Raw genomic sequence first — 25,698 nt, forward strand, 5'->3', positions numbered from 1 at the left:
GATGCGGCAGGCGCCCGGTCAGGGCGCGATGTCGTGGACCGCGGAACGCACCAGCGCGGTGTGCATGCGCGCGCACAGCTCGCCGACCTCGGCGGCGAGCGTCCCGGCCCGCGCGCGGGCGGAGACGCTGCGCTGCCCGCGCCACGGTGCGACGACCTGGTCGACGAGGTCCGCCTGCCTGTCGGCCGCGGCACGGAACGCCCGCAGGTGCCGCGGGTCGATGCCGTGGTCCGCCAGCGCGGCCGCCACCAGCACGACCTCGCGCGCCCACGGGTCGAAGACGCCGCGCGGCCCGGGCCGGAGCACCCCTTGGCTCACGAGCTCGTCGACCACCTCGACGTCGACGCCCGCGTCCTGCGCGAGCCGCGCCGCCGTGAGCCGGTCGGGCGTCGGCGCGACCCCGTCGCGCGTCGCGAGCCGCGCGCGCGGGGGCCGCTCGTCGTCCTCGCCCGCGTCGAGCGCCGCGAGGCGCTCGCCGATGACCTTGAGCGGCATGTACTTGTCCCGCTGCTGGCGCAGCACGAACCGCAGCCGCTCGACGTCCGCGGGCGAGTACTGCCGGTAGCCCGCGGGCGTGCGCACGGGCGCGACCAGGCCCTGCTCCTCGAGGAACCGCAGCTTCGACGTCGTCACCGCCGGGAACTCGATCCGCAGCGCGGCGAGCACGTCCGAGATCCGCATCGACGCGCGCCGCGAGATGCCCCGCGGCCACGGCTCGGGCGTCGTCTCCCCCGCGACCTCGCCCTCGGTCGCGGCCTGCGTCACCGCGCGCTCAGGACGCGTCACGGTGCGGGCTGGGGTGGAACGTCATGCGGTACTTGCCGATCTGGACCTCGTCGCCCGGGCGCAGCGCGACGGCGTCGATGCGGGTCCGGTTGACGTACGTGCCGTTGAGCGAGCCGATGTCCCGCACCACGAACTGCAGCCCGTCGCGCACGAACTCGGCGTGCTTGCGGGACACCGTGACGTCGTCGAGGAAGATGTCGGCGCTCGTGCTGCGGCCCGCGGTCGTCCGCTCGGCGTCCAGCAGGAACCGCGCACCCGAGCTCGGCCCGCGCTGCATGATCAGCAGCGCCGACGTGGGCGGCAGCGCGTGCACCGCCGCGGACTCGTCGCTCGTGAGGCCGACCGCCGGGGCCTCGACGTCGACCGGCTCCACCGAGCCGAAGCTGACGGTCGTGTCGGGGCCGTCCCCCCGGTACGCCGGCAGGCCGCCGTCCGGCAGCCGTCGATCGTCGCTCATGCGCACCTCCCGTGTCGGTCTCGGGCGCGGCGCGGCGTTCTCGCCCCGGGCCCGGCCTGTGCGGGACTCACCCTATGCGGTGTCGACGCAGGTGCGCAGCCCACGACGCCCGCCACGCGGGTGACACCCCGTGCTGCGCGGCACGCCCGGGATCAGTCGCCGCCCTCGACGGGCGTCGCGTGGACCGGGTCCGGCAGCACACGGACCGCCGAGACCTCCACGTGGTCCGACTTCTCGACGGTCGCGCGGCCGCCGTCCGCACGCACGCGCGCGGCGGCGCCTCCGGGGATCTCGAGCGCCGGGGCGATCGTGTCGGGGTCGCCGATGACCGTCCAGCGGTACGGCGACTCCAGCGCGACGCCGTCCAGCAGGACCCCGTCGCGGCCGCCCGTGAACGCGCTGCTCGCGGTGATCCGCTGCCCGTTGAGCTCGATCGCCTCGGCGCCCGCGTTCCGCAGCTCCTCGAGGACGTGCAGCATGGTGGCGGGGCGGATCGCCCCGTCGACGTCGGTCAGCGTGATCCGCACGCCGGGGCCGGTCGCCGGCAGGCGCCCGGTGAGGATGCCCTGCATCGCGGCCGTGCGGCGCGCGGCGTCGAGGGCGGCCTGCTGCCGGTCGGACCCCGACAGCAGCTCGTCGCGCTCGCGCTGCAGGTCGCGCGACTCGCGCTCGAGCTCGTCGGTGCGGGTCGTGGTCTCGTCGAGCAGGCGCACGAGGTCGTTCTGCCGCAGCGCGCCGAGCTGCGTCTCGGACGTCTGCCGCACCTGCACGACGAGCGCGAAGCCGAGCAGAGCGCACAGGGCCGCGGTGAGCAGCTGACCCTGCGTCGTCCGCGGTCGCATCGCGTGGCCGAGGCGCGACCAGCCCGAGCGCGCGGGACGCACGACGGGCGCGTGCGGCGTCCCGCCCGCGGCGCTCCCCTCGGCTGCGGGGTCCGTGGCGGCGGGGCCCTCGGCGGCCGGCCCCTCGGCGGGGCGCTCGCCGGCGGACGTGTCCGTCGTGGGGTCCTGGGCACCGCCGTCGGCGCGGGCCTTCGCCGGCACGACGCGACGCACGGGCACGGTCGGCGGCGCCTCGCGCACGGCGTCGGAGCGCTCGTCCGCGGCACCGCCCAGGCCGAGCGGGTCCGACGGGTCGATCACCGGCCCCTCGTCGGGAAGCTCACGTCCACCGGGCCAGTCGTCCGCGGGCCGGGGCGCCTGGTCGTCGGTCATGCCTTGAACAGGTGCCGACGGATCGAGGCCGCGTTCGAGAAGATCCGGATGCCGAGCACGACGATCACCGCGGTCGTCATCTGCGACCCGACGCCGAGCTGGTCGCCGAGGAACACCACGAGGGCCGCGACCACGACGTTCGACAGGAACGACGTGAGGAAGACACGCTCGTCGAAGATCCCGTCGAGGTAGGCGCGCAGGCCGCCGAACAGCGCGTCGAGCGCCGCGACCACCGCGATCGGCAGGTACGGCTGGAGCTCGGCCGGGACGGTCGGCTCGATGACGAGGCCCGCGACGACCCCGAGCACGAGACCGATCAGCGCGATCACCGGGCCTCCTCCTGGTCGGGACGGGACGACCCTGCCACATCCCGCGGGGACGACCCAAGGACGTCGTGCTCCTCGGGCGCCGGGTCCGCGTCGTCCGTCGTCTCGTCGTCACCCGCGACGCGGGCGGAGCGCAGCGCGATCTGCCCGCGACCGGGCAGGTCGAGCGTGCGTTGCGACGACATCGCGACGTCGATGCCGTACTGCGACAGCGACGCGAGGTGCTGCCCGGCGGACGTCCGTGCCAGGGCGGTCTGCATGGCGACGGCGTCACCGATCGCCTCGACCGTGTACGGGCTGCTCAGCGCGGTGCTGTCGACGAGCACCGCGGCGCCCGCGCTGCGGATCGCCGTCGTCGACGTGATCCGCTCGCCGTTCACCGCGACGGCCTCGGCCCCCGCGGCCCACAGCCCGTTGACCAGGACCTGCAGGTCGACGTCGAGCACGTAGGAGCTCGCGTCGTCCGCCGCCGCGTTCGCGTCGGGGACGCCGTCGGTCAGCACCACGCGCACGCCCGGCCCGGTGACGGGCACGACGCCCGCGGCGACCGCGTCGCGCTGCAGCTGCGCGAACAGCTCGGGGTCGTCGGTCGACGCCGCCCGCTGCTGCAGGCGGGCGATCTCGGCGGAGAGCGCCGCGTTCCCGCGACGCAGCTCGTCGGCGGTCGCGGTCCTCTCGCGGATCTCGTTCTCCAGGAGCGTGCGCGCCTGCAACGCCTCGGGCGCCGGTCGCCGCAGCGCCACGGCGGCCGTCGCGGCGAACCCGCCGAGCGCGACAGCGAGGACGAGCAGCGCGACCGCGCCGCGGGCCGTCCGTCGCGGCGCCAGCCCGTCGGCGCGGCGCGCCGCGGCCTCCTGGTACCCCGGGTCGAGCGGCCGGCGGTAGACCTCGTTGATGAGGGTCATCGACGCGTCGGCGGCGCGGGACGTGGCCTGCGCGTGCCGACGGTTCACGGCGTCCTCGTCGCGCGCGACGCGCGGGCGTCCGCGTGCATGACCGCGGCCGCCTGCGTCAGGTACAGCGCGCCGGCGAACCAGTACAGGCCGACGCCCCACAGCGCGCACGCCCAGCCCACGACGCCGGCGGCGATGCCGACGGCCGACGGCCACTCGGACAGCAGCAGCAGCGGGAACGCGTACATGATCGCGAACGTCCCGGCCTTGCCCGCGAGGTGCACCCGCAGGGGCGGGTAGCCGGCGCGCGCGAGGACGAGCAGCATCACGGCGAGGACGACGTCGCGAGCGACGAGCACGACCACGAGCCACAACGGCACGATGCCGCGCCACGCGAGCGCGACGAGCGTGACGAGGATGAACAGCCGGTCGGCCGCGGGGTCGAGCATCTGCCCGAGCCGCGTGACCTGGTGCATGCGGCGCGCGAGCACGCCGTCGAGCCAGTCGCTCGCGCCGGAGACCGCGAGCACGACGAGGGCCCACGCGTCATGGCCCTCCGCCACGAGCCACGCGAAGACCGGCACCAGCAGCAGCCGTGCCAGGCTGATCACGTTCGGCACGGTGAGCACGCGTGCACTGACCGGCGAGTCCTCCGCCACGACCTCCCCCGTCGACGTCCTGCGGTGATCCTATGCCTGCGCAGGTCGCGGGCGGTGCCGCGTCCACGGCGCGGGCTCGCGCGGCAGCCGCCGACGCGTCCCGCGGCCCGACGTCCCGCGCGTGACCGGTCGGCGGCTGGCAGGCTCGACGCATGACCGACGAGCCGTCCGCCGCCGCGATCGACCGGCTGCTGCGCACGCCCGCGCGCTGGGCGGTCGTCGGCCTGTCCGGGAACACCGGGCGTGCCGCGTACGGCGTCGCGGCGTACCTGCAGCGGCTCGGTCACACGATCGTCCCCGTCCACCCGGCGGCACCGACCGTGCACGGTGCGCGCGGTCACGCACGGCTGCGCGACCTGCCGGAGCCGCCCGACGTCGTCGACGTCTTCGTCAACAGCGCACGCGCCGCCGCGGTGGTCGACGAGGCGGTCGCGGTCGGCGCCCGGGCGGTCTGGCTGCAGCTCGGCGTGCACGCCGACGCCGCCGTGGCCCGCGCCCGCGCCGCGGGCGTGCTGGTCGTGCAGGACGCCTGCCCCGCGATCGAAGGCCGCGCGCGCGGCCTCGGGTGACGCGGACGGCGCGCGGTCGTCGCCCCCTGTGCGCGACGTCACCCGGCGCCGTCCGGGGATGCGCTCGACACGGGCGGTAGGCTGTCCTGGACAACTGGAGTCTGTCGCATCCCCTCTCGTGGGGCGGACGCCGGCGCAGCCGGCAGCCACCGCCCGCATCGTGCAACGTGCGTGCGCCGTCGGATCGGCGCGTGGTCTGGAACCGGGGCGAGCGACGTCGGGCACCGTCGTGACGACGCCCCGGACCTCCCCCACTGCCACCGGAACGGTTTCCCGCATGAGCTCTGCGCTGCCCGCTGCCCTCCCCACGTCCGCCACGGCCCCCGAGACCGGCACGTTCGCCGACCTGGGCCTGGCCCCCGACATCCTGTCCGCCGTCACGCGCCTCGGCTTCACCGCGCCGACCCCGGTGCAGGCCCGCACGATCCCCGCGCTGCTCGCGGGCCGCGACGTCGTCGGCGTCGCCCAGACGGGCACCGGCAAGACCGCGGCGTTCGGCCTGCCGCTGCTGCAGCGCGTCGACCCGACCCTCGCCGCCGTGCAGGTGGTCGTGCTGACGCCGACGCGTGAGCTCGCGATGCAGGTCGCCGACGCGATCACGTCGTTCGCCGCCGACATCGACGGCCTGCAGGTCGTCGCGGTGTACGGCGGCTCGCCGTACCTGCCGCAGCAGCGCGCCCTCGCGCGCGGCGCCCAGGTCGTCGTGGGCACGCCGGGCCGCGTCATCGACCACATCGACCGCCGCACGCTCAAGCTCGCCGACGTCAAGTTCCTCGTGCTCGACGAGGCCGACGAGATGCTGCGCATGGGCTTCGCCGAGGACGTCGACCGCGTCCTGTCGGGGACCCCCGCGGGCCGCCAGGTCGCGCTCTTCTCCGCGACGATGCCCCCGCAGATCCGCCGCGTCGCCGACAAGCACCTGGTCGACCCCGTGTCGGTGGCCGTCTCGCGCCAGTCGTCGACGGTCGAGTCCGTCCGCCAGACGTACGCCGTGGTGCCGTTCCGCCACAAGACCGGCGCGCTCGCGCGCGTGCTCGCCGTCAGCGAGGCCGAGGCGGCGATCGTGTTCGTCCGCACCCGCGAGAACGCCGAGGAGGTCGGCAACGCGCTCGTGCAGCGCGGCGTCGCCGCGGCCCACATCTCGGGCGACGTCGCGCAGGCGGACCGCGAGCGGATCGTCGAACGGCTGCGCTCGGGCCAGCTCGACGTCCTCGTCGCGACCGACGTCGCCGCGCGCGGGCTCGACGTCGAGCGCATCGGCCTGGTCGTCAACCTCGACCTGCCGCGCGAGCCCGAGGCCTACGTGCACCGCATCGGGCGCACCGGCCGCGCGGGCCGCTCGGGCGAGGCGCTGACGTTCGTCACGCCCGCCGAGCGCTCGCGCCTGCGCCAGATCGAGCGGACCACCCGCACGTCGCTCACCGAGATCACCATCCCGACGCCCGCGCAGGTCAGCGCCCACCGCGCCGCCGCCCTGCTCGGCAAGACCGCCGACCGCATCGCCGCCGGACGCCTCGAGGTCGTGCGCGACGCCGTGCGCGAGCACATCGAGGCGAACCCGGGCATCGACCTCGTCGACCTGCTCACCGCCGTCGCCGCGCTCGCGGTGGGCGACGACGGTCCGGTCGCCGCGACCGACGGCGAGGACCTGGACAGCGCCGTGCAGCACGCGCGCGAGACGCGCACCGAGGAGTCCCGCGGCGGTCACGTCGCCGGGGCGCGGCGGCGCGCGACGACCACGGGCCCCAGCGGCAACCCGCGCTACCGCGTGGCCGTCGGGCACCGCGACGGCCTGCAGCCGGGTGCGCTCGTCGGGGCGCTCACCGGCGAGGGCGGCCTCACCGGCAAGGACGTGGGCCGCATCGACATCTACGGCAGCTTCGCGCTCGTCGACATCCCCAACGGCCTGACGCCCGAGGCCGTCGACAAGCTCGCCCGCACGCGCGTCGCGGGCCGGCCCCTGCACATCCGCGTCGACACCGGCGGCCCGACCGGCCCCCGGGCGCGCGTCGCCCGTCGCGCGGGGACCGCGTGCACCGCACGCACTGACACGACGCACGCACGCACGAGGGGCGCCACCGCCACGGTGGCGCCCCTCGTGCCGTCCCGGGCCTCGCACCGGCACGACGCCGCCGGACCGCGGCCGTCCCGGTCATGCCAGGTCGCGGTCTCAGCGCAGCGCGGTCCGCGGGTCCGTCCTCGCCTGGGCGCGCAGCAGCACCATCTCCACCTCACGCAGCACGTCGTGCGCGTCGCGCAGACCGCGCACCGAGCCCAGCACGCCGACCGCGAGCCGCGGCCCGACGTCCCGCCGCAGGCGCTCGAGCAGCTCCTTGAGCCGCTCCGGCATGCCGTCGGGGCCGACGTCGTCCACGAGGATCACGAAGTCGTCCTCGGCCGTGCGCGCGGTGGTGTCGCCCTCGCGCAGCGGGCGGCGCAGCTGACGCACGACCTCGCGGTGCACGTCCGGGCCGGGGTCGTCGTCGCCGACGCGCTCCTGGACGCGCACGAGCGCGACCGCGCAGTCGTACGAGGGCGACCGTCGGCAGCGCAGCAGCGCGGCGCCCAGCCGGTCGAGCAGCAGCAGGCGGTTGACGAGCCCCGTCTCGGGGTCGTGCAGCGCGTCGCGCTGCAGCGCGATCTCGGCCTCCTTGCGCTCGGTCACGTCCACGAGGGTGCCCACGAGCCGGGCGGGGCAGCCCGCGTCGTCCAGGACCGTGACGGCACGGCACATCATCCAGCGGTAGTCGCCCGACTGCGTGCGCACGCGGTGCTCGAGCTCGAGCGGTGTGCCGCCGCCGCCGAGCTGCGCCGCGATGGCCGCGGACAGCTCGTCCCGGTCGGCCGGGTGCACGCGCTCGAGCCACTCGGCGGGCTGGTCGCCGATCACCTCGTCGGCGTAGCCGAGGGTCTGCTTCCAGCGCGGCGAGTAGTAGACCGTGCCGGCCGACACGTCCCAGTCCCACGTGCCGTCGTGCGCGGCCATCGACGCGAGCGCGTACCGCTCCTCGCTCTCACGCACCGTGTCGGCCAGCGCGCGCTCGCGGGCCGCGGCCTGCTCGAGGGCCTTGCGCTGCTCGCGCAGCGACGCGAGCAGCCGCTCCTGGTCGAGCGCGACCGCGAGCAGCGCCGCCCAGTGGTTGAACCGGTCCCGCGGCTGCGTCGAACGGGTCTCCACCGTGCCGTCGATCGCGAGCAGGCCCCAGTCGCTGCCGCCGAACGTGACGGGGACGACGAACGTCAGCTCGTTCGAGCCCACCGTGCCCGCCCGGGTGAGCGCGGGCGGCGGGAACTGGCTCGCGGTGGTCCGCACGCCCACGAGCCGCGAGAGCGTGCCCGTCGTGTCGTGCACGCCGACGATCTCCATCTCGCGGTCGCCCGGGCCGCGGTCGTTGCTGGCCCACAGCCCGAGGCACGCGTGGCCGCGCACGCCGCGCGGCAGCCAGCCCAGCGCGCGGGGGCTCGCCCCGTCGCCGCGCAGCAGGTCCATGTCGACCTCGTACTGGTCGACGATCGTGCGCTCGAGCTGGCCGCTGCGCGCGAGCATCGCGCGCGTGCAGCCCTTCGTCACGGCGAGCAGGACGTCGGTCACCGCGCGGCGCAGGGCCGGCGCGTTGTCGGCGCGCGCGGGCGGCAGCGCCGCGACCCGCCGGCACTCGACCGTGCGCAGCACCGTGACCATCTGCTCGAGCGCCTCGGGGTGCGGCTGCAGGGCCGCCGTGAGGTCCGACAACCGCCCGAGCGCGGCGGGCGCCGGCGCCGTCCCGCGCTCGGCGGCCACGTCGAGGGGCTCCTCCACCGCGCGCCACCACGCCTCGCGCGCGTCGTGGCCCGACCGCCGCGCCGTGCCGGACCCGACGGGACCGGCGAACGCGACGTCCGCGAGCCGGCGCAGGAGCGCTCCCCCGACGGCGTCCTCGTCGACGGGCACCGCCGTCGCGGGGGACGTCACCTCGGTGCACCCGCACGACTCGCGGACCACGAGCGAGGACGCCACGCGGTGCTCGCCCGGGGCGACGTCGTCGCCGTGCATGCGCGCGAGCAGCAGGTGCACGGCCTGCTCCCCGACGCGACCGAAGTGCGGGTCGACGGTCGACAGCCGCGGGCTGACGCGCGCGCCCGAGTCGGCGTGGTCGAACGCCACGACCGCCTGGTCACGCGGCAGGACCAGGCCGTGCGACCGCAGCGCGCGCTGGAAGCCGACCGCGTTACGGTCGGTCGCGGCGATGACCGCGGTCGTCGGCGTGCCGGCCGCGAGCATGCGCGCCGCGGCGTCGGCACCTCCGAGCTCCTGGTTGTCCGAGGCCTCGTACCACCACGCGTCGTCCGACTCGATGCCGTGCTCGGCGAGCGTCGACCGGTAGGCGGCGAACCGCTCGCGCATGTCGCGCTGGCCGAGGTTCCCCAGGAACCCGATCGCGGTGTGCCCGTGCCACAGCAGGTGCTCGACCGCCTCCCGGACGCCGCCGACGTTGTCCGGCACGACCACGGGGTCGTCCGGGTGGGCCGGGTCCTCGCTGATGAGCACGACCGGGACGCCCCACTCGCGCACGGCCGCGAGCCGCTCGGCGCTGAGCGACTTGCCGATGACGACGAGCCCGTCCACCGCCCCCAGCGCGACCGGCGTGTCGAGGACCGACTCGTCGGGGTAGCGCTCCCGGTCCAGCCCCGCGGGGTACGTCTGGACGGCGACGACCCGGTGCCCGGCACCGCGCGCGGCACGCGCCACGCCGGCGATCAGCGCCCCGAAGTAGAACCCGCCGACGACCGGCGACAGCACGCCGATCGTCCGTCGCACCGTGGCGGGAACCCCCCGTCGGACCGTCACCATGTCCCACCTCTCGCCCACGCCGTCGGAGCCGAGCTGATGCATTTCACCCGCAACGGGCGCAAGACTAGGTGATCGTGGTCACTCCTGCACATGACACCGGCAAAGATGCTGTCTCTCCCGCGACCGGGGCGCAGCCCGTCGTCGGCGGCCCCGGGGCCCGCCGTCCGACCATCACCGACGTCGCCAAGGCCGCGGGGGTGTCGATCGCCGTCGTGTCGTACGCGCTCAACGGCCGCCCCGGCGTGTCGGCCGCGACGCGCGAGCGCGTCCTGCGCGTCGCGGACGAGTTCGGGTGGCGCCCCAGCGCGGCCGCGCGCTCGATGCGCTCGGGCCCCCGCGCGGTCGGGCTCGTCGTCGACCGCGGGCTGACCGGCCCGGCCGGGTACGGCGCGCACGTCCTCGAGCTCGTGGTCGCGCTCCAGGAGGTGCTCGCGACGCGCGGGCTCGCGCTCGTGCTCCAGGTCGTCGAGGACCTGCCGGCGGCGGTCGGCCTCTACGGCGAGTGGTGGGCAGAGCGGCGGTTCGACGTCATGGTCGTCACCGACGTGCGCGCCGAGGACCCCCGGCTCGACGCGCTGCGGCGCCTGAGGATCCCGGCGGTGGTCGTCGGCGGCGGCGACGTGCCGGGCGAGGTCGCGAACGTCCACGTCGACGACGAGCTCGCCGCCGAGCGGGTCGGCCGCTACCTCATCGAGCTCGGGCACCGTCGTGTCGGGGTGGTCACGGGGCCGGCCGCGCTCCTGCGGACGCGCGCGCGGACCGCCGGGCTGCAGCACGCGCTCGACGCGGGCGGCGCCGTGCTGGTGCACGAGCCGACCGCCGGCTCGCCGGAGGAGGCGGCCGCCGCCGCGCGTCGCCTGCTCACCGGGGACCAGCCGCCCACGGCCGTGGTGTTCGACACCGACCACATGGCCGTGGCCGCGCTCGACGTCGCGCGTCGCACCGGACTGGCCGTCCCGTGGGACGTGTCGGTGGTCGCGCTGTCGGACTCGCCGCTGTGCCGGCTCGCCACGCCCTCGATCACGGCGCTCCCCTCGGTGCACGCCGACCTGGGGACGGCCGTCGGCGAGGCCGTGCTGGCGGTGCTCGACCAGCAGCCGTCACCCGTGCGGCACATCGAGATCGGTGGTCTGGCGGTGCGGGGCAGCACGGGTCCGCGCTCGCGGTGAGCCGAGGGGTGGACCGGCTGGGACGGTCGCGCGGACGTGGCCCGAGTGAGCGCTCACTTCGCTCTGACCTGGGCAGATGCAGGTCAGAGCGGGTGAACCGCGGATAACGATTGGGTAACGCGGCCGTCCCTAAACGATTCGCGACGATCCCGTCGACGCCGCGTCGTGAAGGAATGCGCAGCAGTCGCCGAGGACTCGTCCTGGGCGACGCGTACCCGTCGCCGCCGAGGGCCGGGTACGACCACCGACCCTGCGGAGGACCCGTGTCCACACACGGCAATCGAACGGCTCGACGGCGCTGGCGCGCCGTCGCGACCGCGGCGACGGCGACGGCGCTCGTCGCCGTGCCGCTGACGCTCGCGAGCACGGCGGCCACGGCCGCCGAGGCGCACGTCGACAACCCGTACGCCGGCGCCAAGCAGTACGTGAACCCCACGTGGGCGGCGACGGTTGAGAGCGCTGCCACACGTGCCGGCGACCCGACGCTGGCGGCCCAGATGCGCACGGTGGCCAAGCAGCCGACCGCCGTGTGGATGGACCGCATCAGCGCGATCACCGGCAACGCGGACGGCAACGGCCTGAAGTTCCACCTCGACGAGGCGCTCAAGCAGAAGTCCGGCAGCCAGCCGCTGGTCTTCAACCTCGTGATCTACAACCTGCCCGGGCGCGACTGCTTCGCGCTCGCGTCGAACGGCGAGCTGCCCGCCACCGCGGCCGGTCTCACGCGCTACCAGACGGAGTACATCGACCCGATCGTCGACCTGCTGTCCGACCCGAAGTACCAGGACCTGCGGATCGCGGCGACCATCGAGCCCGACTCGCTGCCGAACCTGGTGACGAACATCTCCGAGCAGGCCTGCCAGCAGTCCGCGCCCTACTACCGCGAGGGCGTCAAGTACGCGCTCGACGAGCTCAAGACGCTGCCGAACGTCTACACGTACCTCGACGCGGCACACTCCGGCTGGCTGGGCTGGGACTCGAACTCGGGCCCGACCGCCAAGCTGTTCGCGGAGGTCGCGAAGAGCACCAAGAAGGGCTTCGCGTCGATCGACGGCTTCGTCACGAACACCGCGAACTCGACGCCGCTCGCCGAGCCGTTCCTGCCGAACCCGAACCTCCAGGTCGGCTCGGCTCAGGTCCGCTCGGCCAAGTTCTACGAGTGGAACCCGGACTTCGGCGAGCACGCGTGGACCGCGCAGCTGCACCGCCTGCTGGTCGCGGAGGGCTTCCCGGCGTCGACGGGCATGCTCATCGACACCTCGCGCAACGGCTGGGGCGGCCCGGACCGTCCGACGAAGGTCTCGACCAGCACCAACGTCGACACCTACGTCAACGAGTCGCGCATCGACCGCCGCAACCACCGCGGTGCGTGGTGCAACCCGCTGGGCGCCGGCATCGGCGAGCTCCCGCGGGCCACGCCGGCCGACGCGCCGGCGGACTCCTACCTCGACGCGTACGTGTGGATCAAGCCCCCGGGCGAGTCCGACGGCGCGTCGAAGGAGATCCCGAACGACCAGGGCAAGAGCTTCGACCGCATGTGCGACCCGACCTACGTCGCCCCCAAGCTGAGCAACCTGCCGACGGGCGCCACGCCCGACGCCCCGCTCGCGGGCCAGTGGTTCGAGGCGCAGTTCAAGACGCTGGTCAAGAACGCGTACCCGGTCATCCCGGCCGACGGCACGACGCCCACGCCGACCCCGACGCCCACGCCGACGCCCACGCCGACGGTCACGCCGACGCCCACCCCGACGCCGACACCGACGGTCACCCCGACGCCCACGCCGACGCCGACGGTCACCCCGACCCCGACGCCGACCGTGACGCCGACCCCCACGCCCACGCCCACGCAGAACCCGGGCGGCACGTGCAGCGTGAGCTACACGGCCAGCAGCTGGAACTCGGGCTTCACGGCCTCGGTCCGCGTGAAGAACACGGGGACGTCCGCGCTGTCGGCCTGGACGCTGCGGTTCTCGTTCGCCAACGGCCAGACCGTCCAGCAGGGCTGGAGCGCCACGTGGGCGCAGTCCGGCTCCACGGTGACGGCGACCAACGCCGCGTGGAACGGTGCGCTCGCACCGGGCGCGTCGGTGGACATCGGCTTCAACGGCACCCACTCGGGCACCAACACGGCACCGACGTCCTTCACGCTCAACGGCACCACCTGCCAGGTGGGCTGACGAGCCCCCGGACGCCGACGCGTCCGACGTGACGACGAAGGGCCCTCCCGGACCGCTCCGGGAGGGCCCTTCGCGGCGGGTCCGCCACCGGCGGTCCCGCTCCCCCGACCCGCTCCTCGCACCCAGGAGAACCGTGACCAGCTCTCGCGTGCGCCGCGTGCGCACCGCGCTCGGAGGCGTCCTCGCCGCCGGCGCCCTCGCCCTCCCCCTCGCGCTGTCGGCAGCCCCCGCGCAGGCCGCCGCGACACCCGACTGGCTGCACACGCGCGGCAACCAGATCGTCGACGCCTCCGGCAAGGAGGTGTGGCTGACCGGCGTCAACTGGTTCGGCTTCAACGCCTCCGAGCGCGTGTTCCACGGCCTGTGGTCGGCGAACATGCGCACGCTGACCAAGGGCATCGCCGACCGCGGCATGAACGTCGTGCGCGTGCCGATCTCGACGCAGCTGCTGCTCGAGTGGAAGGCCGGCACGTTCCTCAAGCCGAACGTCAACGAGTACGCCAACCCCGAGCTCGCGGGCCTCAACAGCCTGCAGATCTTCGAGAAGTGGCTCGACATGTGCGAGGAGTACGGCCTCAAGGTGTTCCTCGACGTGCACAGCGCCGAGGCCGACAACTCCGGCCATGTCCACCCCGTGTGGTGGAAGGGCACCATCACCACCGAGGACGTGTACACCGGGTGGGAGTGGGCCGCGACGCGCTGGAAGGACGACGACACGATCATCGGCGCGGACATCAAGAACGAGCCGCACGGCACGCAGGGCTCGACCGAGCGCGCCAAGTGGGACGGGTCGACCGACAAGGACAACTTCAAGCACTTCGCCGAGACGGCGTCGCGCAAGGTGCTCGCGATCAACCCGAACTGGCTGGTCTTCATCGAGGGTGTCGAGGTCTACCCCAAGCCGGGCGTGCCGTGGACGTCGAGCGGCCTGACGGACTACTACGGCACGTGGTGGGGCGGGAACCTGCGCGGCGTGCGGGACTTCCCGATCGACCTCGGGGCGAACCAGGACCAGCTCGTGTACTCGCCGCACGACTACGGGCCGCTCGTGTACGAGCAGAAGTGGTTCGCGGGCGACTTCGACCGCGCGAGCCTCGAGCGCGACGTGTGGGACCCGAACTGGCTGTACCTGCACAAGGAGAACACCGCTCCGCTGCTCATCGGCGAGTGGGGCGGGTTCATGGACGGCGGCCGCAACGAGCGCTGGATGGTCGCGCTGCGCGACCTCATCGCCGACCGTCGCCTGAGCCACACGTTCTGGGTGCTCAACCCGAACTCCGGCGACACCGGTGGTCTGCTCGGCTACGACTGGGCGACGTGGGACGAGGAGAAGTACGCGCTGCTGAAGCCCGCGCTGTGGCAGCAGGGCGGCAAGTTCGTGGGGCTCGACCACGACGTGCCGCTCGGCGGCGTCGGCAGCGCGACCGGCATCTCGCTGTCGCAGGCCACGGGCGGCGGCCCGTCCCCGACCGCCACGCCGACGACCACGCCCACCCCCACGCCGACGCCCACGCCGACGCCGACGCCGACGCCGAGCGTCACCCCCACCCCGACCACCACACCCACGCCGACCGCGAGCCCCACCACGCCCACGGGCTCGTGCACGGTGCGCTACACCGCGAGCTCGTGGAGCTCGGGGCTGACGGGTGCGGTGCGGCTGACGAACACGGGCGCGGCGCGGCAGTCCTGGACGCTGCGCTTCACGCTCCCCGCCGGCGTCACGGTCACGCAGGGCTGGGGCGGCACGTGGTCCCAGACGGGCGCGACCGTGACGGTCACGAGCGCGACCTGGAACGGCGCCCTCGCGAGCGGCGGCACGGCCGAGATCGGGTTCAACGCGTCGCACGGCGGCGGCACGCCCGGTGCGGCGTCCGGGTTCACGCTCGACGGGGCGGCCTGCACCGCGGCCTGACCGCGCGCGCGACGGCCCGGCACCTCCTCGTGAGGTGGCGGGCCGTCGCGGCCGCGGAGCCGGTGGTCAGGCGCGCGCGAGCGCGTCCCGCAGCGCCGCGAGGAGGTCGTCGACGTCCTGCGCGGTGGTGTCGAACGCGCACATGAGGCGCACGGTGCCGTCGGCGTGGTCCCAGTCGTAGAACCGCCAGCGACGGCGCAGCTCGGCCGCGACCGCGGCCGGCAGGCGGACGAACACCGCGTTCGCCTCGGTGGGCTGCGTGACGTCGAGGGTCCCGATCGCGTCGACGCCCGCGCGCAGGCGCGCGGCCATCGCGTTGGCGTGCGCGGCCGAGCGCAGCCACAGGTCGCCCTCGAGCAGCGCGACGAGCTGCGCCGACACGAACCGCATCTTCGAGGCGAGCTGCATGCCGGACTTGCGCAGGTACCCCACGCCGTCGACCGCGGCCGGGTCGAGCACGACCACGGCCTCGCCGAGCAGAAGCCCGTTCTTGGTGCCGCCGAGCGACACGACGTCGACGCCGCAGTCCGTGGTCAGCGCGCGCAGCGGCAGCCCGAGGCTCGCAGCCGCGTTCGCGAGCCGCGCGCCGTCGACGTGCACGCGCATGCCGAGCGCGTGGGCCTGGTCGCACAGCGCGCGCACCTGGTCGGGCGTGTACACCGTGCCGAGCTCGGTGGACTGCGTGAGCGACACGACGCCCGGCTGCGCGCGGTGCACGTCGCCGAAGCCCCACGCCTGCCGCTCGACGAGCCCGGGCGTCAGGCGTCCGTCGGGCGCGGGGACCGTGAGCAGCTTGAGGCCGCCGACGCGCTCGGGTGCCGCGTTCTCGTCGTTCTGCACGTGCGCGGCCTCGGTGCACACGACCGCACCCCAGCGCGGCAGCATCGCCTGCAGCGCGACGACGTTGGCACCCGTGCCGTTGAGCACCGGGTACGCGGTGGCCGACTCGCCGAGGTGACCCCGCACGACGTCCTGCAGGCGCTCGGTCCAGGGGTCGTCGCCGTACGCGGGGACGTGCCCGACGTTGGCGGCGACGATCGCGTCGAGGACCTCGGGGTGCACCCCCGCGTAGTTGTCGGAGGCGAAGTGGCGGGCGGGCTGCGGGTCGTTCACGGCACCAGTCTCGCCGACGCGGGCGCGTGGTCAGGCGCTCGTCGTGCGCCGCGGGGACCGCGCGGGCATGATCCGTGCAGCCCGACGCAGCGCAGGAGGACGGCATGACCCGCACGGCCCCCGACGACCCCCGTCCCGACCCGGACGCGGACGTCCCCGGCGACGGCCGGCACGAGACCTACACCGAGCGCATGGACCGCAACTGGGACGAGCTGCTCCAGGAGCTGCGCGTGACGCAGACCGGTGCGCAGATCCTCACCGGGTTCCTGCTGACCATCCCGTTCCAGTCGGGGTTCGCCGACCTCGACGCGTACCAGCGCGACCTGTACCTCGTGCTGGTCGTGCTCGCGGCGCTCGCGACCGTGCTGATCATCGCGCCCGTGTCGCTGCACCGGCTGCTGTTCCGCCGCCGCCTCAAGCCGCAGCTCGTCGACGCAGGCCACCGGTTCGCGCGCGGCGGCCTCGCGGCCCTCGCGCTCGTGCTCACGGGTGCGGTCATGCTGCTGTTCGACGTCGTGCTCACGCGTACGGCGGGCCGGGTCGCCGCGGGCGTGCTCGTGGTCGTGATCACGCTCGCGTGGGTCGTGCTGCCGCACGTCATCGCGCGCCGCGCCGACGACGACCCCGAGGCGCGACCCGGAGGCGACCACCGGGCCTGACGTCGCCGTCGACGACCCGTGCGACCAGGCCCGGACGCGACGACGCCCCGGCCCGCGCGCGGCGGACCGGGGCGTCAGGGGCGTGCGTCAGCCCTGGACGGCGCGCTTGAGGGCGCTGCCCGCGGTGATCTTCACGCGGTGACCCGCCGGGATCTCGAGCTTCTCGCCGGTCTGCGGGTTGACACCCGTGCGGGCGGCGCGGTCCGCGCTGGCCACCGCGAGGAAGCCGGGGATGGACACGCCGCCACCGGCGGCGAGCTGCTCCACGACGACCTCCTGGAAGGCCTTGAGGGCCTTGTCGGCGTCGGTGTTGGTCAGGCCGGCCTTGGCCGCGACGGCCTGGACGAGCTCGGTGCGGTTGACGCTCACGTCGGGTGCTCCTTGGTACTCGGTTCGCTGCCCCGGTCGATCACCGGCCGGGGCGGTGCCGCACGACGCGCGTGCGCACGGCCTCCGACCCTAACGGCGCGGAGCCCGCTCGGCGCACCGCGACGGGCGTGTCGCGTCAACGTCGGCCCCGCGCGCGGACGTCCTGCGCGCTGCGCGTCGTCACGACGCGCTCGGGTCCGATGCCGTGCGCGGCGGCGCGCTCGCAGCCCGCGCGGAGCCAGTCGAGCTGCCCGGGGGCGTGCGCGTCGGAGTCGATCGTGAACTCGCAGCCCGCGTCGACGGCGACCTGCAGCAGCGTGTGCGGCGGGTCGAGCCGGTCGGGGCGGCTGTTGATCTCGACGGCGACGCCGCGCTCGGCGCACGCGTCGAACACCGCACGGGCGTCGAAGTCGCTGGGCGGCCGCGGGCGCCCGGTCAGTCGGCGGCCCGTGCAGTGCCCGAGCACGTCGGTGCGCGGGTCGCGCACCGCGGCGAGCATGCGGCGTGTCATCGCGTCACGGTCCATGCGGAGCTTCGAGTGCACCGACGCGACGACGACGTCGAGCTCGTCGAGCAGGTCGGGGTCCTGGTCGAGCGTGCCGTCGTCGAGGACGTCGACCTCGATGCCGCTCAGCACCTCGAACGGCGCGACCGCGGGGCGCAGCGCGGCGAGCTGGTCGAGCTGGGCCCGCAGGCGTGCGGCGCTGAGCCCGTGGGCGACCGTGAGGCGCGGCGAGTGGTCGGTGACCGCGACGTACTCGCGCCCCAGCCCGAGGGCCGCCAGCACCATCTCCTGCACGGGCGCCGAGCCGTCGCTCGCCTCGGTGTGCGTGTGCAGGTCGCCGCGCAGCGCACCGTGCAGCCGGGCCGCGGCGTCCGGCAGCGCGTCGTCGGCGGCCCGGGCCTGCGCCTCGAGCTCGTCGAGCGTCGGGACGTCGCGGCCCGCGAGCACGCGTGCGACGACGTCGGCGGTCTTGGCCCCGACGCCCGGCAGGTCGGTGAGCGAACCCGCGTCCGTCAGCGCGGCGACGCGGTCGGCGGGCTGCGCCTCGACCGTGCGCGCCGCCGTGCGGTAGGCCTCCGAGCGGTAGCCGCTCGCCTGCGCGCGCTCGAGCAGGAACGCGACGCGCCGCAGCGCCGCGACCGCCTCCACGACGCGACCGTGCGGGTCGTCGTCCGTCACGACGCCGTCACGAGGCCTTGCTGCGGGCCTTGCGACGCGCGGGGGCCGCGTCCTCGGCGTCGGCGGCCTTCTTCGCCGGTGCCTTCTTCGCCGCCGACTTCTTCGCGGGCGCGTCCTTCGCCGCGGCCTTCGTCGTGGAGGACGCGGCCGTGCTCGCGCGGGCCTTCGCCGCGCCGCCGGTCGCGCCGCGCCCCGTCGACGACGTCCGCCTCGACGACCTCCCCGAGTCCGACCCCGCCGAGCCCTCGTCCGCGTCCTCGCCGCGCGCGGCGCGCGCCTTGTCGACCGACCGCTGCAGCGCCGCCAGCAGGTCCACGACCTCCGCCCCGCCCTCGGACGCGCCCTCCTCCTCCGGCGGGGACGCGGGGGCCTGCGTGTCCCCCGACGACACCTTCGCCGCGATCAGCTCCTCGAGCGCCGTGACGTACGCGTCCTCGTACTGGGACGGGTCGAAGTCCGCCGCGAGCGACTCCACGAGCGACGACGCCATCGTCAGCTCCTGCGGGCGCACGCTCACGTCGTCGTCGAGCACCGGGAAGTCGGCCTCGCGCACCTCGTCCGGCCACAGCAGCGTCTGCAGCACGATGACCTTGTCCCGCACGCGCAGCACCGCCATCGACTCGCGCTGCCGGATCGCGACCTTCACCACCGCGACGCGGTCCGTCTGCTCGAGCGCACCGCGCAGCAGCGCGTACGGCTTCGCCGCCGTGCGGTCCGGCTCCAGGTAGTACGTCTTCTGCAGCAGGATCGGGTCGACCTGCTCGGCCGGCACGAACTCCAGCACCTCGATCTCGCGCTCCGTCGACAACGGCAGCTGGTCGAAGTCCTCGTCCGTGAGCACGACCAGCTCGCCGTCCTCGGTCTCGTACCCCTTCGCGATGTCGGCCCACTCGACCTGCTCGCCGTCCAGGCTGCAGACCTTGCGGTAGCGGATGCGGCCACCGTCCTCGCGGTGCACCTGGTGCAGCCGCACCTCGTGCTCCCCCGTCGCGGCGTACAGCCGCACCGGCACGTTCACCAGGCCGAAGGCCACGGCGCCCTTCCAGATCGCCCGCACGCCACGTCCTCCTCGTCGCCGCCCGTGCAGCGCCGCACCTGGGCGCACACCGCGCCCGCAGCACCGTCCCCGGGCAGGATGGACCCGTGGAGCCCATGCTCGCCACCCCAGCGCCGAGAGGCACCGCGCTGCCGCGGGGCGCAGCCTGGGTGTTCGAGGTCAAGTGGGACGGCGTCCGGGTGCTCGCCGACGTCCGCGACGGCACGCTGCACCTCACGAGCCGCAACGGCCGCGACGTCACGCCCGCCTACCCCGAGCTCGCGGCCCTCGCGGACCTGGGGGACGTGCTCCTCGACGGCGAGGTCGTGCTCCTCGACGCCGGCGTCCCGTCCTTCGCGGCCCTCGCCGAGCGCATGCACGTGCGCGAGCCGCGCCGCGCCGCCGCGCTCGCCGCCGCCCGGCCCGTGACCTACCTCGTGTTCGACGTCCTGCGCCGCGACGGCCACGACCTCGCGCCGCTGCCGCTCGAGACGCGACGCGCGGTGCTCGACGCGCTCGACCTGCCCGACCACGTGCAGGCCTCCCCCTGGTACGACGACGGCGACGACCTGTGGCAGGTCACCCGGGAGCACGGGCTCGAGGGCGTCGTCGCCAAGCGCCGCGACGCGCCCTACCGTGCCGGGCGCCGCTCGGCGGACTGGGTCAAGGCCGCGCACCGCCGCACGCGCACCGCGCTCGTCGGCGGCTGGCGCCCGCAGTCCACCGGCACCGGGCACCTCGGCGCCGTGCTGCTCGGCGCACCCGACGCCGCGGGCGACCTGCGGTACCTCGGGCGCGCCGGCTCGGGCCTCACGACCCTGGGAGCCCGCGGCCTGCGCACCGTGCTGCAGACGCACGAGCGCGCCACCAGCCCGTTCGCCGACCCCGTGCCACCGGTCGACGCGCGCGGCACCGTGTGGGTCGAGCCCGTCGTCCTCGTCGACACCCGGTACCTCGTGCGCACGCCGTCGGGCCGGCTGCGTCAGCCCGTCGTGCGGGGCCTGCGCACCGACACGACGCCCGACCCGTGGGAGCAGGAGTGAGCGACCGCGCACCCACGCCGCGACGCGCCGCTCTCGGATGGCGAGCCCGCGTCGGTGCTGGCAGCGTGGACGTCACCCGGGCCGCAGCGGCCCGTACCCGCACGTGAAGGAGTGGACATGGCCCGCGATCTGCCGAAGTACACCGTCCCGTCGCTCACCCCCGAGGACGGCGCGAAGGTGGCGGAGATCCTGCAGGGACGCCTCAACGCGCTCAACGACCTCGCGCTGACCCTCAAGCACATCCACTGGAACGTCGTCGGCCCGCACTTCATCGCGGTGCACGAGATGCTCGACCCGCAGGTCGACGCCGTGCGCCTCATGGTCGACGCGATCGCCGAGCGCATCGCGACGCTCGGCGTCGCGCCCGTCGGCACGCCCGGAGCGCTCGTGAAGGCCCGCACGTGGGACGACTACTCGATCGGCCGCGCGAGCACGACCGAGCACCTCGGCGCGCTCGACGAGGTCTACGTCGGCGTCATCACCGACCACCGCGAGGCCGCCGCCGCGACGGAGGAGCTCGACACCGTCACCAACGACCTGCTGGTCGGGCACCTGCACGAGCTCGAGCTGTTCCACTGGTTCGTCCGCGCGCACCTCGAGTCCTCGGGCGGCGCGCTGTCGACCGACGGAGAGAGCACCGAGGAAGGCGCGGCGCAGGCCGCCGCGTCGGCCGCTCGCACGGCACCGTGACGGCACGGCACCGCTCGGCGGCGCCGCCCACCGCAGCTCCCGTCCCCGCCCGGGCCACGACGCCCGGCGGGGACGGCCTGCGTACCGGCCGCGTCACGCCACCCCTGGAGAACCCCGACGGCTCGCCCGTGCGGCGCCCGCACCTCGCGGCACGCCTCGAGGACAGGTTCGACGCCGCGCTCGCGGGCGTGCTGCGCCGCCGCGGCTGGACGGTGCGCATCGTCGGCTTCGTGGGCTACGGCACCGCGGGGCGCGTGCGCGTGCTCGCGCGCACGCTGCTCGCGTCCCCCCAGGTGCACGAGCGCGACCTGCCCGACGCGGGCGGTGCGGCGCAGGCCGGCGAGCGTCCCGCGCCCTCGGTGCGCGGGTGGCGGTCGTTCTTCACGGCGTCGGTCGCCGGAGCACCCGTCGAGGTGACCGTCGGCGGTCGCACGCACCGCCTCACGACCGACCGCGGCGGCTACCTCGACGCGGTCGTCGAGGCCGACCTCGCGCCCGGGTGGCACGACGTCCCCCTGACGTCGATCGACGACGCGCGCACGACCGCACGCGTCGTGGTCGTCGGGCCCGAGCCCACCGTCGGGATCGTCAGCGACGTCGACGACACCGTCATGGTCACGCGCCTGCCGCGACCGCTGGTCGCGGCGTGGAACCAGTTCGTGCGGCACGAGAACGCGCGCGAGGCCGTGCCCGGCATGGCGCGGCTCTACCGCGAGCTGCGCGCGACGCGCCCCGACTCCCCCGTGGTGTACCTGTCGACCGGGGCGTGGAACGCCGCGCCCGCGATCGGCCGCTTCCTGCGCCGGCACGACTACCCCGCCGGTCCGCTGCTGCTGACGGACTGGGGCCCGACCAACACGGGCGTGTTCCGCAGCGGGCAGCGGCACAAGGTCACGCAGCTGCGGCGGTTGTTCGCCGAGCTGCCGCAGGTGCGCTGGCTGCTCGTGGGCGACGACGGCCAGCACGACCCGCAGATCTACGCCGGCGCCGTCGAGCACCACCGCGACCGCGTCGCGGGCGTGCTGATCCGGCAGCTCACGGCCGCCGAGCACGTGCTGTCGCACGGCCTGCCCGGGGCGACGGCGCAGCAGGAGGAGTCCGAGGAGCGCGCCGACGCGCCGGGGGTCGTGCTGCTGCAGGGGGCCGACGGCCAGGAGCTGCTGGCCCGGGCGCGCGAGGCCGGGCTGGTGGACTGATCCGGCCGACGAGGTGCGGACCCGCGGGGGCCGACCGAGGAGGCCGGCCCCCGCGGGTGCGTCAGAGGCGCTGCGGGTCGTCCCAGTCGTCGCTCGAGGCGATGGCCTCGTCGTCCGGTCCGAGCTCGGACGCGCGCAGCGAGCGCGGTGCGCGTGCGGCGTCGCCCCCGGACCGGGCGTCGGCGGCGTCGAGGTCGGCGTCGGCGGGCTGCCGCTCGGCGATGCGCTGGAGCGCGGGGTCGGAGGCCAGGTCGCGCGCACGGTTCGAGGTCATGCACCGGTTCTACCCCGAGGGTGACGGCGCGCGCACCCGCTGGCGCGGTCCGCGCCCGCGTGTCGGCCGCGGGCGTCCGCGTGTCGGACGCGCGCCAGGGACGTCCGACCCCGGCACGCGGCGCGAGCGCGGCGAATCGTTTCGTGCCCTTCGGGCCGTCGAAGCGCATCGATAGCGTGACGCGCGGACCCCGGCCCCGGCGACGCGGCTCGGTCCGTCCCCGCCGGGCCCGCCGGCGGCGACCGCCACCGTCGCGGCACGGCCGCGCCACGGCCGCCGTCGTCGCGCCACGCGAAGGAGCAGCGGATGCGCGTCCCACCCTTGATCGCCCCCCTCGCCGCGGCCGGGGCCGCGGTCGCCCTCGCCGCGGGAGCCCTCACCACCGGCGTCGTCACCGCGGCGCCCGCCGCGGCCGCCACCGGGTACACGTGGGGCAACGTGCAGATCGGCGGCGGCGGGTTCGTGCCCGGCATCGTCTACAACCAGGGCGAGAAGGACCTCGTCTACGCCCGCACCGACATCGGCGGCGCCTACCGCCTCGACCCGACGACGCGGCGCTGGACCCCGCTGCTCGACCACGTCGGCTGGGACGAGTGGGGGCACACGGGCGTCCTGTCGCTCGCGACCGACGCGCGCGACCCCGACCGCGTCTACGCCGCCGTCGGCACCTACACCAACGACTGGGACCCGCAGAACGGCGCGATCCTGCGCTCGGCGGACCGCGGCGAGACGTGGCAGCGCACGATGCTGCCGTTCAAGGTCGGCGGCAACATGCCCGGGCGCGGCATGGGCGAGCGCCTGCAGATCGATCCCAACGACAACCGCGTGCTGTACCTCGGCACCGAGAACGGCCACGGCCTGTGGCGCTCGACCGACCGCGGCGTCACGTGGTCCGAGGTGACGAGCTTCCCCAACCCGGGCAACTACGTGCAGGACCCGACGTCGGACAACTCGTACCTCACGCAGAACCAGGGCGTGGTGTGGGTGACGTTCGACCCGACGAGCGGCACGGCGGGCTCACCGACGCGCACGATCTACGTGGGCGTGGCGGACAAGGAGAACAACGTCTACCGCTCGACCGACGCGGGCGTGACGTGGCAGCGCGTGCCCGGCCAGCCCACCGGGTACCTGCCGCACAAGGGCGTGTTCGACGCGCGGGGCAAGCAGCTCTACGTCGCGACGTCCGACACGGGTGGCCCGTACGACGGCGGCAAGGGGCAGGTCTCGCGGTTCGACGCGACGACGGGCACCTGGACGGACGTCTCGCCGCTGCCGCTGTCGTCGTCGGACCTCTACTACGGGTTCTCGGGCCTGACGATCGACCGTCAGGACCCCGACACGATCATGGTCGCGACCCAGGTCTCGTGGTGGCCGGACGTCATCTTCTTCCGCTCGACCGACCGCGGCGCGTCGTGGACCCGGATCTGGGACTGGGCGTCGTACCCCGAGCGCTCGCTGCGGTACTCGATGGACGTCTCGGCGACGCCGTGGCTCACGATGGGCCGCACGCAGGCCGTGCCGCCCGAGCCGCTCGTCAAGCTCGGCTGGATGACCGAGTCGTTCGAGATCGACCCGTTCGACTCCGACCGGTTCCTCTACGGCACGGGCGCCACGGTGTACGGGTCGGACAACCTCACCGACTGGGACACCGGGGGCACGGTCGACATCGAGGTCCGTGCGCTCGGCATCGAGGAGACCGCGGTGCTCGACCTCGCCGCACCCCCGGGTGCGGTCGAGCTCTACTCCGGGCTGGGCGACCTCGGCGGGTTCGTGCACACCGACATCGACGAGGTGCCGGACAGCATCTACACGCAGCCCGTGCACGGCTCGGTGACGGGCGTCGACTTCGCCGAGAGCAAGCCGTCCACGGTCGTGCGCGTGGGCTACGCCGTCGACGGCGAGGTCGAGTCGCACATCGCGGTCAGCACGACGTCCGGGTCGACGTGGTGGGCGGGCCAGGAGCCCGCGGGCGTCACGAAGTCCGGCACCGTCGCGGTGTCCGCGGACGGTGCGCGCATCGTCTGGAGCCCCGAGGGCACGGGCGTGCACGTGTCGACGACCCTCGGGTCGACGTGGACGCCGTCCACCGGGGTCCCGGCGCAGGCGCAGGTCGAGGCCGACCGCGTGAGCCCGACGACGTTCTACGCCTACTCCGCGGGCCGGTTCTACGTGTCGACGGACGGCGGCGCGACGTTCGTGCAGTCCGCCGCCACCGGTCTCCCCGCCGAGGGCAACGTGCGGTTCGGCGCGGTCCCGGGCAAGCAGGGCCACGTGTGGCTCGCGGCCGAGGACGGGCTGTACCGCTCGACCGACGCCGGTGCGACGTTCACGCAGGTGCCCGGCTTCGAGGACGGCGGCGCGGTCGGCTTCGGCAAGGCCGCGCCCGGCGCGTCCTACCCCGCGATCTACACCACGTCGCTCTACCAGGGCGTGCGGGGCTTCTTCCGCTCGACCGACGGCGGCGCGACGTGGGTGCGCATCAACGACGACGAACACCGGTACGCGTGGACAGGCGCCGCCATCACGGGCGACCCGGACGTGTTCGGGCGCGTGTACGTCGGGACGAACGGCCGCGGGATCGTCGTGGGCGAGTCGGACGGCACCGTGCCGTCCCCCACGCCGACGCCGTCACCGACCTCGACGGCCACGCCGACCCCCACCCCGACGCCCACGCCCACGCCCACCGTGACGCCCACGCCGACACCCACGGTCACCCCGACCCCGACGGCGAGCCCGACGCCCACGAACCCCGCTGCGTCGTGCGCGGTGCGGTACACGGCGTCGAGCTGGAACACCGGGTTCACGGCGAGCGTGCGCCTCACCCACGCCGGCGCCGCTCCGCTGCAGGGCTGGACGCTGCGGCTGACGTACGCGCACGGCGAGCAGCTGCAGCAGGGCTGGAGCGCGACGTGGTCGCAGCAGGGCGCCGTCGTGACGGCCACGAACGCCGCGTGGAACGGCGCGCTCGCACCGGGGGCGTCGGTGGACGTGGGCTTCAACGGCACGCACACGGGCACCGCCGCGGCCCCGACGGCGGCGACGCTGAACGGCACCGCGTGCACGCTGTCCTGACGGTGGTCGGCCGGACGGACCCCGGCCGCTGACCCCGCACCCCCGGTGGGTGGCGTCCGGCATCCGGGCG

Annotated in this window: 21 protein-coding genes and 1 pseudogene; 10 read left to right on the plus strand and 12 right to left on the minus strand. The window is 75.0% G+C overall.

Annotated features, from left to right (window positions below; translation table 11 throughout):
* Positions 1–18: 18 nt before the first annotated feature.
* The 6 genes from ftsR to GY42_RS04455 form a co-directional block, all read right to left on the minus strand.
* Positions 19–765 (minus strand): transcriptional regulator FtsR, encoded by a 747-nt coding sequence (gene ftsR, locus GY42_RS04430; protein ID WP_046530534.1) that lies wholly within the window; start codon positions 763–765, stop codon positions 19–21.
* Between the two features lie 7 nt (positions 766–772).
* Positions 773–1,243, minus strand: a complete 471-nt coding sequence (locus tag GY42_RS04435) for an FHA domain-containing protein (protein ID WP_046528413.1) — start codon at positions 1,241–1,243, stop codon at positions 773–775.
* Between the two features lie 152 nt (positions 1,244–1,395).
* The gene (locus GY42_RS04440; protein WP_052748203.1) at positions 1,396–2,457 is read right to left on the minus strand and encodes a DUF881 domain-containing protein; all 1,062 of its coding nucleotides are present in this window, start codon (positions 2,455–2,457) and stop codon (positions 1,396–1,398) included.
* On the minus strand, positions 2,454–2,786 hold the full coding sequence (locus tag GY42_RS04445) for a small basic family protein (RefSeq protein WP_046528414.1): 333 nt from the start codon (positions 2,784–2,786) through the stop codon (positions 2,454–2,456). The genes GY42_RS04440 and GY42_RS04445 overlap by 4 nt, the downstream gene beginning before the upstream one ends.
* Positions 2,783–3,736, minus strand: coding sequence for a DUF881 domain-containing protein (locus tag GY42_RS04450; RefSeq protein WP_052748204.1), 954 nt, complete (start codon positions 3,734–3,736; stop codon positions 2,783–2,785). Before GY42_RS04450 ends, GY42_RS04445 begins: the two co-directional genes overlap by 4 nt.
* On the minus strand, positions 3,733–4,287 hold the full coding sequence (locus tag GY42_RS04455; protein ID WP_233421119.1) for a CDP-alcohol phosphatidyltransferase family protein: 555 nt from the start codon (positions 4,285–4,287) through the stop codon (positions 3,733–3,735). Before GY42_RS04455 ends, GY42_RS04450 begins: the two co-directional genes overlap by 4 nt.
* A gap of 200 nt (positions 4,288–4,487) precedes the next feature.
* Between GY42_RS04455 and GY42_RS04460 the strand changes: the two genes are divergently transcribed.
* Positions 4,488–4,904 carry a CoA-binding protein gene (locus GY42_RS04460; RefSeq protein WP_046528416.1) on the plus strand — a complete coding sequence of 139 codons (417 nt, stop codon included), beginning with the start codon at positions 4,488–4,490 and terminating at the stop codon, positions 4,902–4,904.
* A gap of 277 nt (positions 4,905–5,181) precedes the next feature.
* Positions 5,182–6,816: pseudogene (locus GY42_RS18575) on the plus strand (DEAD/DEAH box helicase); the annotation flags it as partial.
* Positions 6,817–7,074: 258 nt separating this feature from the next.
* Here the strand turns inward: GY42_RS18575 and GY42_RS04470 are convergent.
* Positions 7,075–9,702 carry a substrate-binding domain-containing protein gene (locus GY42_RS04470; protein WP_236686712.1) on the minus strand — a complete coding sequence of 876 codons (2,628 nt, stop codon included), beginning with the start codon at positions 9,700–9,702 and terminating at the stop codon, positions 7,075–7,077.
* A 107-nt stretch (positions 9,703–9,809) separates the two neighbouring features.
* Here GY42_RS04470 and GY42_RS04475 point away from each other — a divergent pair, with 107 nt between their 5' ends.
* The 3 genes from GY42_RS04475 (at position 9,810) to GY42_RS04485 (ending at position 14,993) form a co-directional block, all read left to right on the plus strand.
* Complete coding sequence (locus GY42_RS04475) at positions 9,810–10,904, plus strand: LacI family DNA-binding transcriptional regulator (protein WP_082131690.1); 1,095 nt, start codon at positions 9,810–9,812, stop codon at positions 10,902–10,904.
* Positions 10,905–11,167: 263 nt separating this feature from the next.
* The gene (locus GY42_RS04480; RefSeq protein WP_046528419.1) at positions 11,168–13,081 is read left to right on the plus strand and encodes a glycoside hydrolase family 6 protein; all 1,914 of its coding nucleotides are present in this window, start codon (positions 11,168–11,170) and stop codon (positions 13,079–13,081) included.
* A gap of 133 nt (positions 13,082–13,214) precedes the next feature.
* Complete coding sequence (locus tag GY42_RS04485; RefSeq protein ID WP_046528420.1) at positions 13,215–14,993, plus strand: cellulase family glycosylhydrolase; 1,779 nt, start codon at positions 13,215–13,217, stop codon at positions 14,991–14,993.
* A gap of 66 nt (positions 14,994–15,059) precedes the next feature.
* Here GY42_RS04485 and GY42_RS04490 read toward each other — a convergent pair whose 3' ends face one another.
* On the minus strand, positions 15,060–16,106 hold the full coding sequence (locus GY42_RS04490; protein ID WP_046528421.1) for a threonine aldolase family protein: 1,047 nt from the start codon (positions 16,104–16,106) through the stop codon (positions 15,060–15,062).
* A gap of 104 nt (positions 16,107–16,210) precedes the next feature.
* Here GY42_RS04490 and GY42_RS04495 point away from each other — a divergent pair, with 104 nt between their 5' ends.
* Entirely contained in the window at positions 16,211–16,765 is a 555-nt protein-coding gene (locus tag GY42_RS04495) for a DUF6328 family protein (protein ID WP_046530538.1), read from the plus strand.
* A gap of 87 nt (positions 16,766–16,852) precedes the next feature.
* Here the strand turns inward: GY42_RS04495 and GY42_RS04500 are convergent, their stop codons facing one another.
* The 3 genes from GY42_RS04500 to ku form a co-directional block, all read right to left on the minus strand.
* Positions 16,853–17,134 (minus strand): HU family DNA-binding protein, encoded by a 282-nt coding sequence (locus GY42_RS04500; protein WP_046528422.1) that lies wholly within the window; start codon positions 17,132–17,134, stop codon positions 16,853–16,855.
* Between the two features lie 136 nt (positions 17,135–17,270).
* Positions 17,271–18,287 carry a PHP domain-containing protein gene (locus tag GY42_RS04505; RefSeq protein WP_046530539.1) on the minus strand — a complete coding sequence of 339 codons (1,017 nt, stop codon included), beginning with the start codon at positions 18,285–18,287 and terminating at the stop codon, positions 17,271–17,273.
* Positions 18,288–18,324: 37 nt separating this feature from the next.
* Positions 18,325–19,374, minus strand: a complete 1,050-nt coding sequence (gene ku, locus GY42_RS04510; protein ID WP_046528423.1) for a non-homologous end joining protein Ku — start codon at positions 19,372–19,374, stop codon at positions 18,325–18,327.
* Positions 19,375–19,469: 95 nt separating this feature from the next.
* On the opposite strand from ku, the gene ligD reads away from it, so the two are divergent.
* The 3 genes from ligD to GY42_RS04525 all read left to right on the plus strand — a co-directional run bounded on the left by ligD (position 19,470) and on the right by GY42_RS04525 (position 22,282).
* Complete coding sequence (ligD, locus tag GY42_RS04515; protein WP_046530540.1) at positions 19,470–20,396, plus strand: non-homologous end-joining DNA ligase; 927 nt, start codon at positions 19,470–19,472, stop codon at positions 20,394–20,396.
* A 117-nt stretch (positions 20,397–20,513) separates the two neighbouring features.
* Complete coding sequence (locus tag GY42_RS04520; RefSeq protein WP_046528424.1) at positions 20,514–21,086, plus strand: Dps family protein; 573 nt, start codon at positions 20,514–20,516, stop codon at positions 21,084–21,086.
* Positions 21,083–22,282 carry an App1 family protein gene (locus GY42_RS04525; protein ID WP_082131345.1) on the plus strand — a complete coding sequence of 400 codons (1,200 nt, stop codon included), beginning with the start codon at positions 21,083–21,085 and terminating at the stop codon, positions 22,280–22,282. The genes GY42_RS04520 and GY42_RS04525 overlap by 4 nt, the downstream gene beginning before the upstream one ends.
* A gap of 61 nt (positions 22,283–22,343) precedes the next feature.
* Here GY42_RS04525 and GY42_RS04530 read toward each other — a convergent pair whose 3' ends face one another.
* Complete coding sequence (locus tag GY42_RS04530; RefSeq protein ID WP_046528425.1) at positions 22,344–22,556, minus strand: hypothetical protein; 213 nt, start codon at positions 22,554–22,556, stop codon at positions 22,344–22,346.
* A gap of 306 nt (positions 22,557–22,862) precedes the next feature.
* Between GY42_RS04530 and GY42_RS04535 the strand changes: the two genes are divergently transcribed.
* A complete protein-coding gene (locus tag GY42_RS04535; RefSeq protein WP_046528426.1) occupies positions 22,863–25,628 on the plus strand; it encodes a cellulose-binding domain-containing protein in 2,766 nt (921 codons plus the stop codon).
* Positions 25,629–25,698: the final 70 nt, after the last annotated feature.

It is taken from the genome of Cellulomonas sp. FA1, assembly GCF_000986825.1.
In the GTDB taxonomy this organism is placed as follows: Bacteria; Actinomycetota; Actinomycetes; order Actinomycetales; family Cellulomonadaceae; genus Cellulomonas; species Cellulomonas iranensis.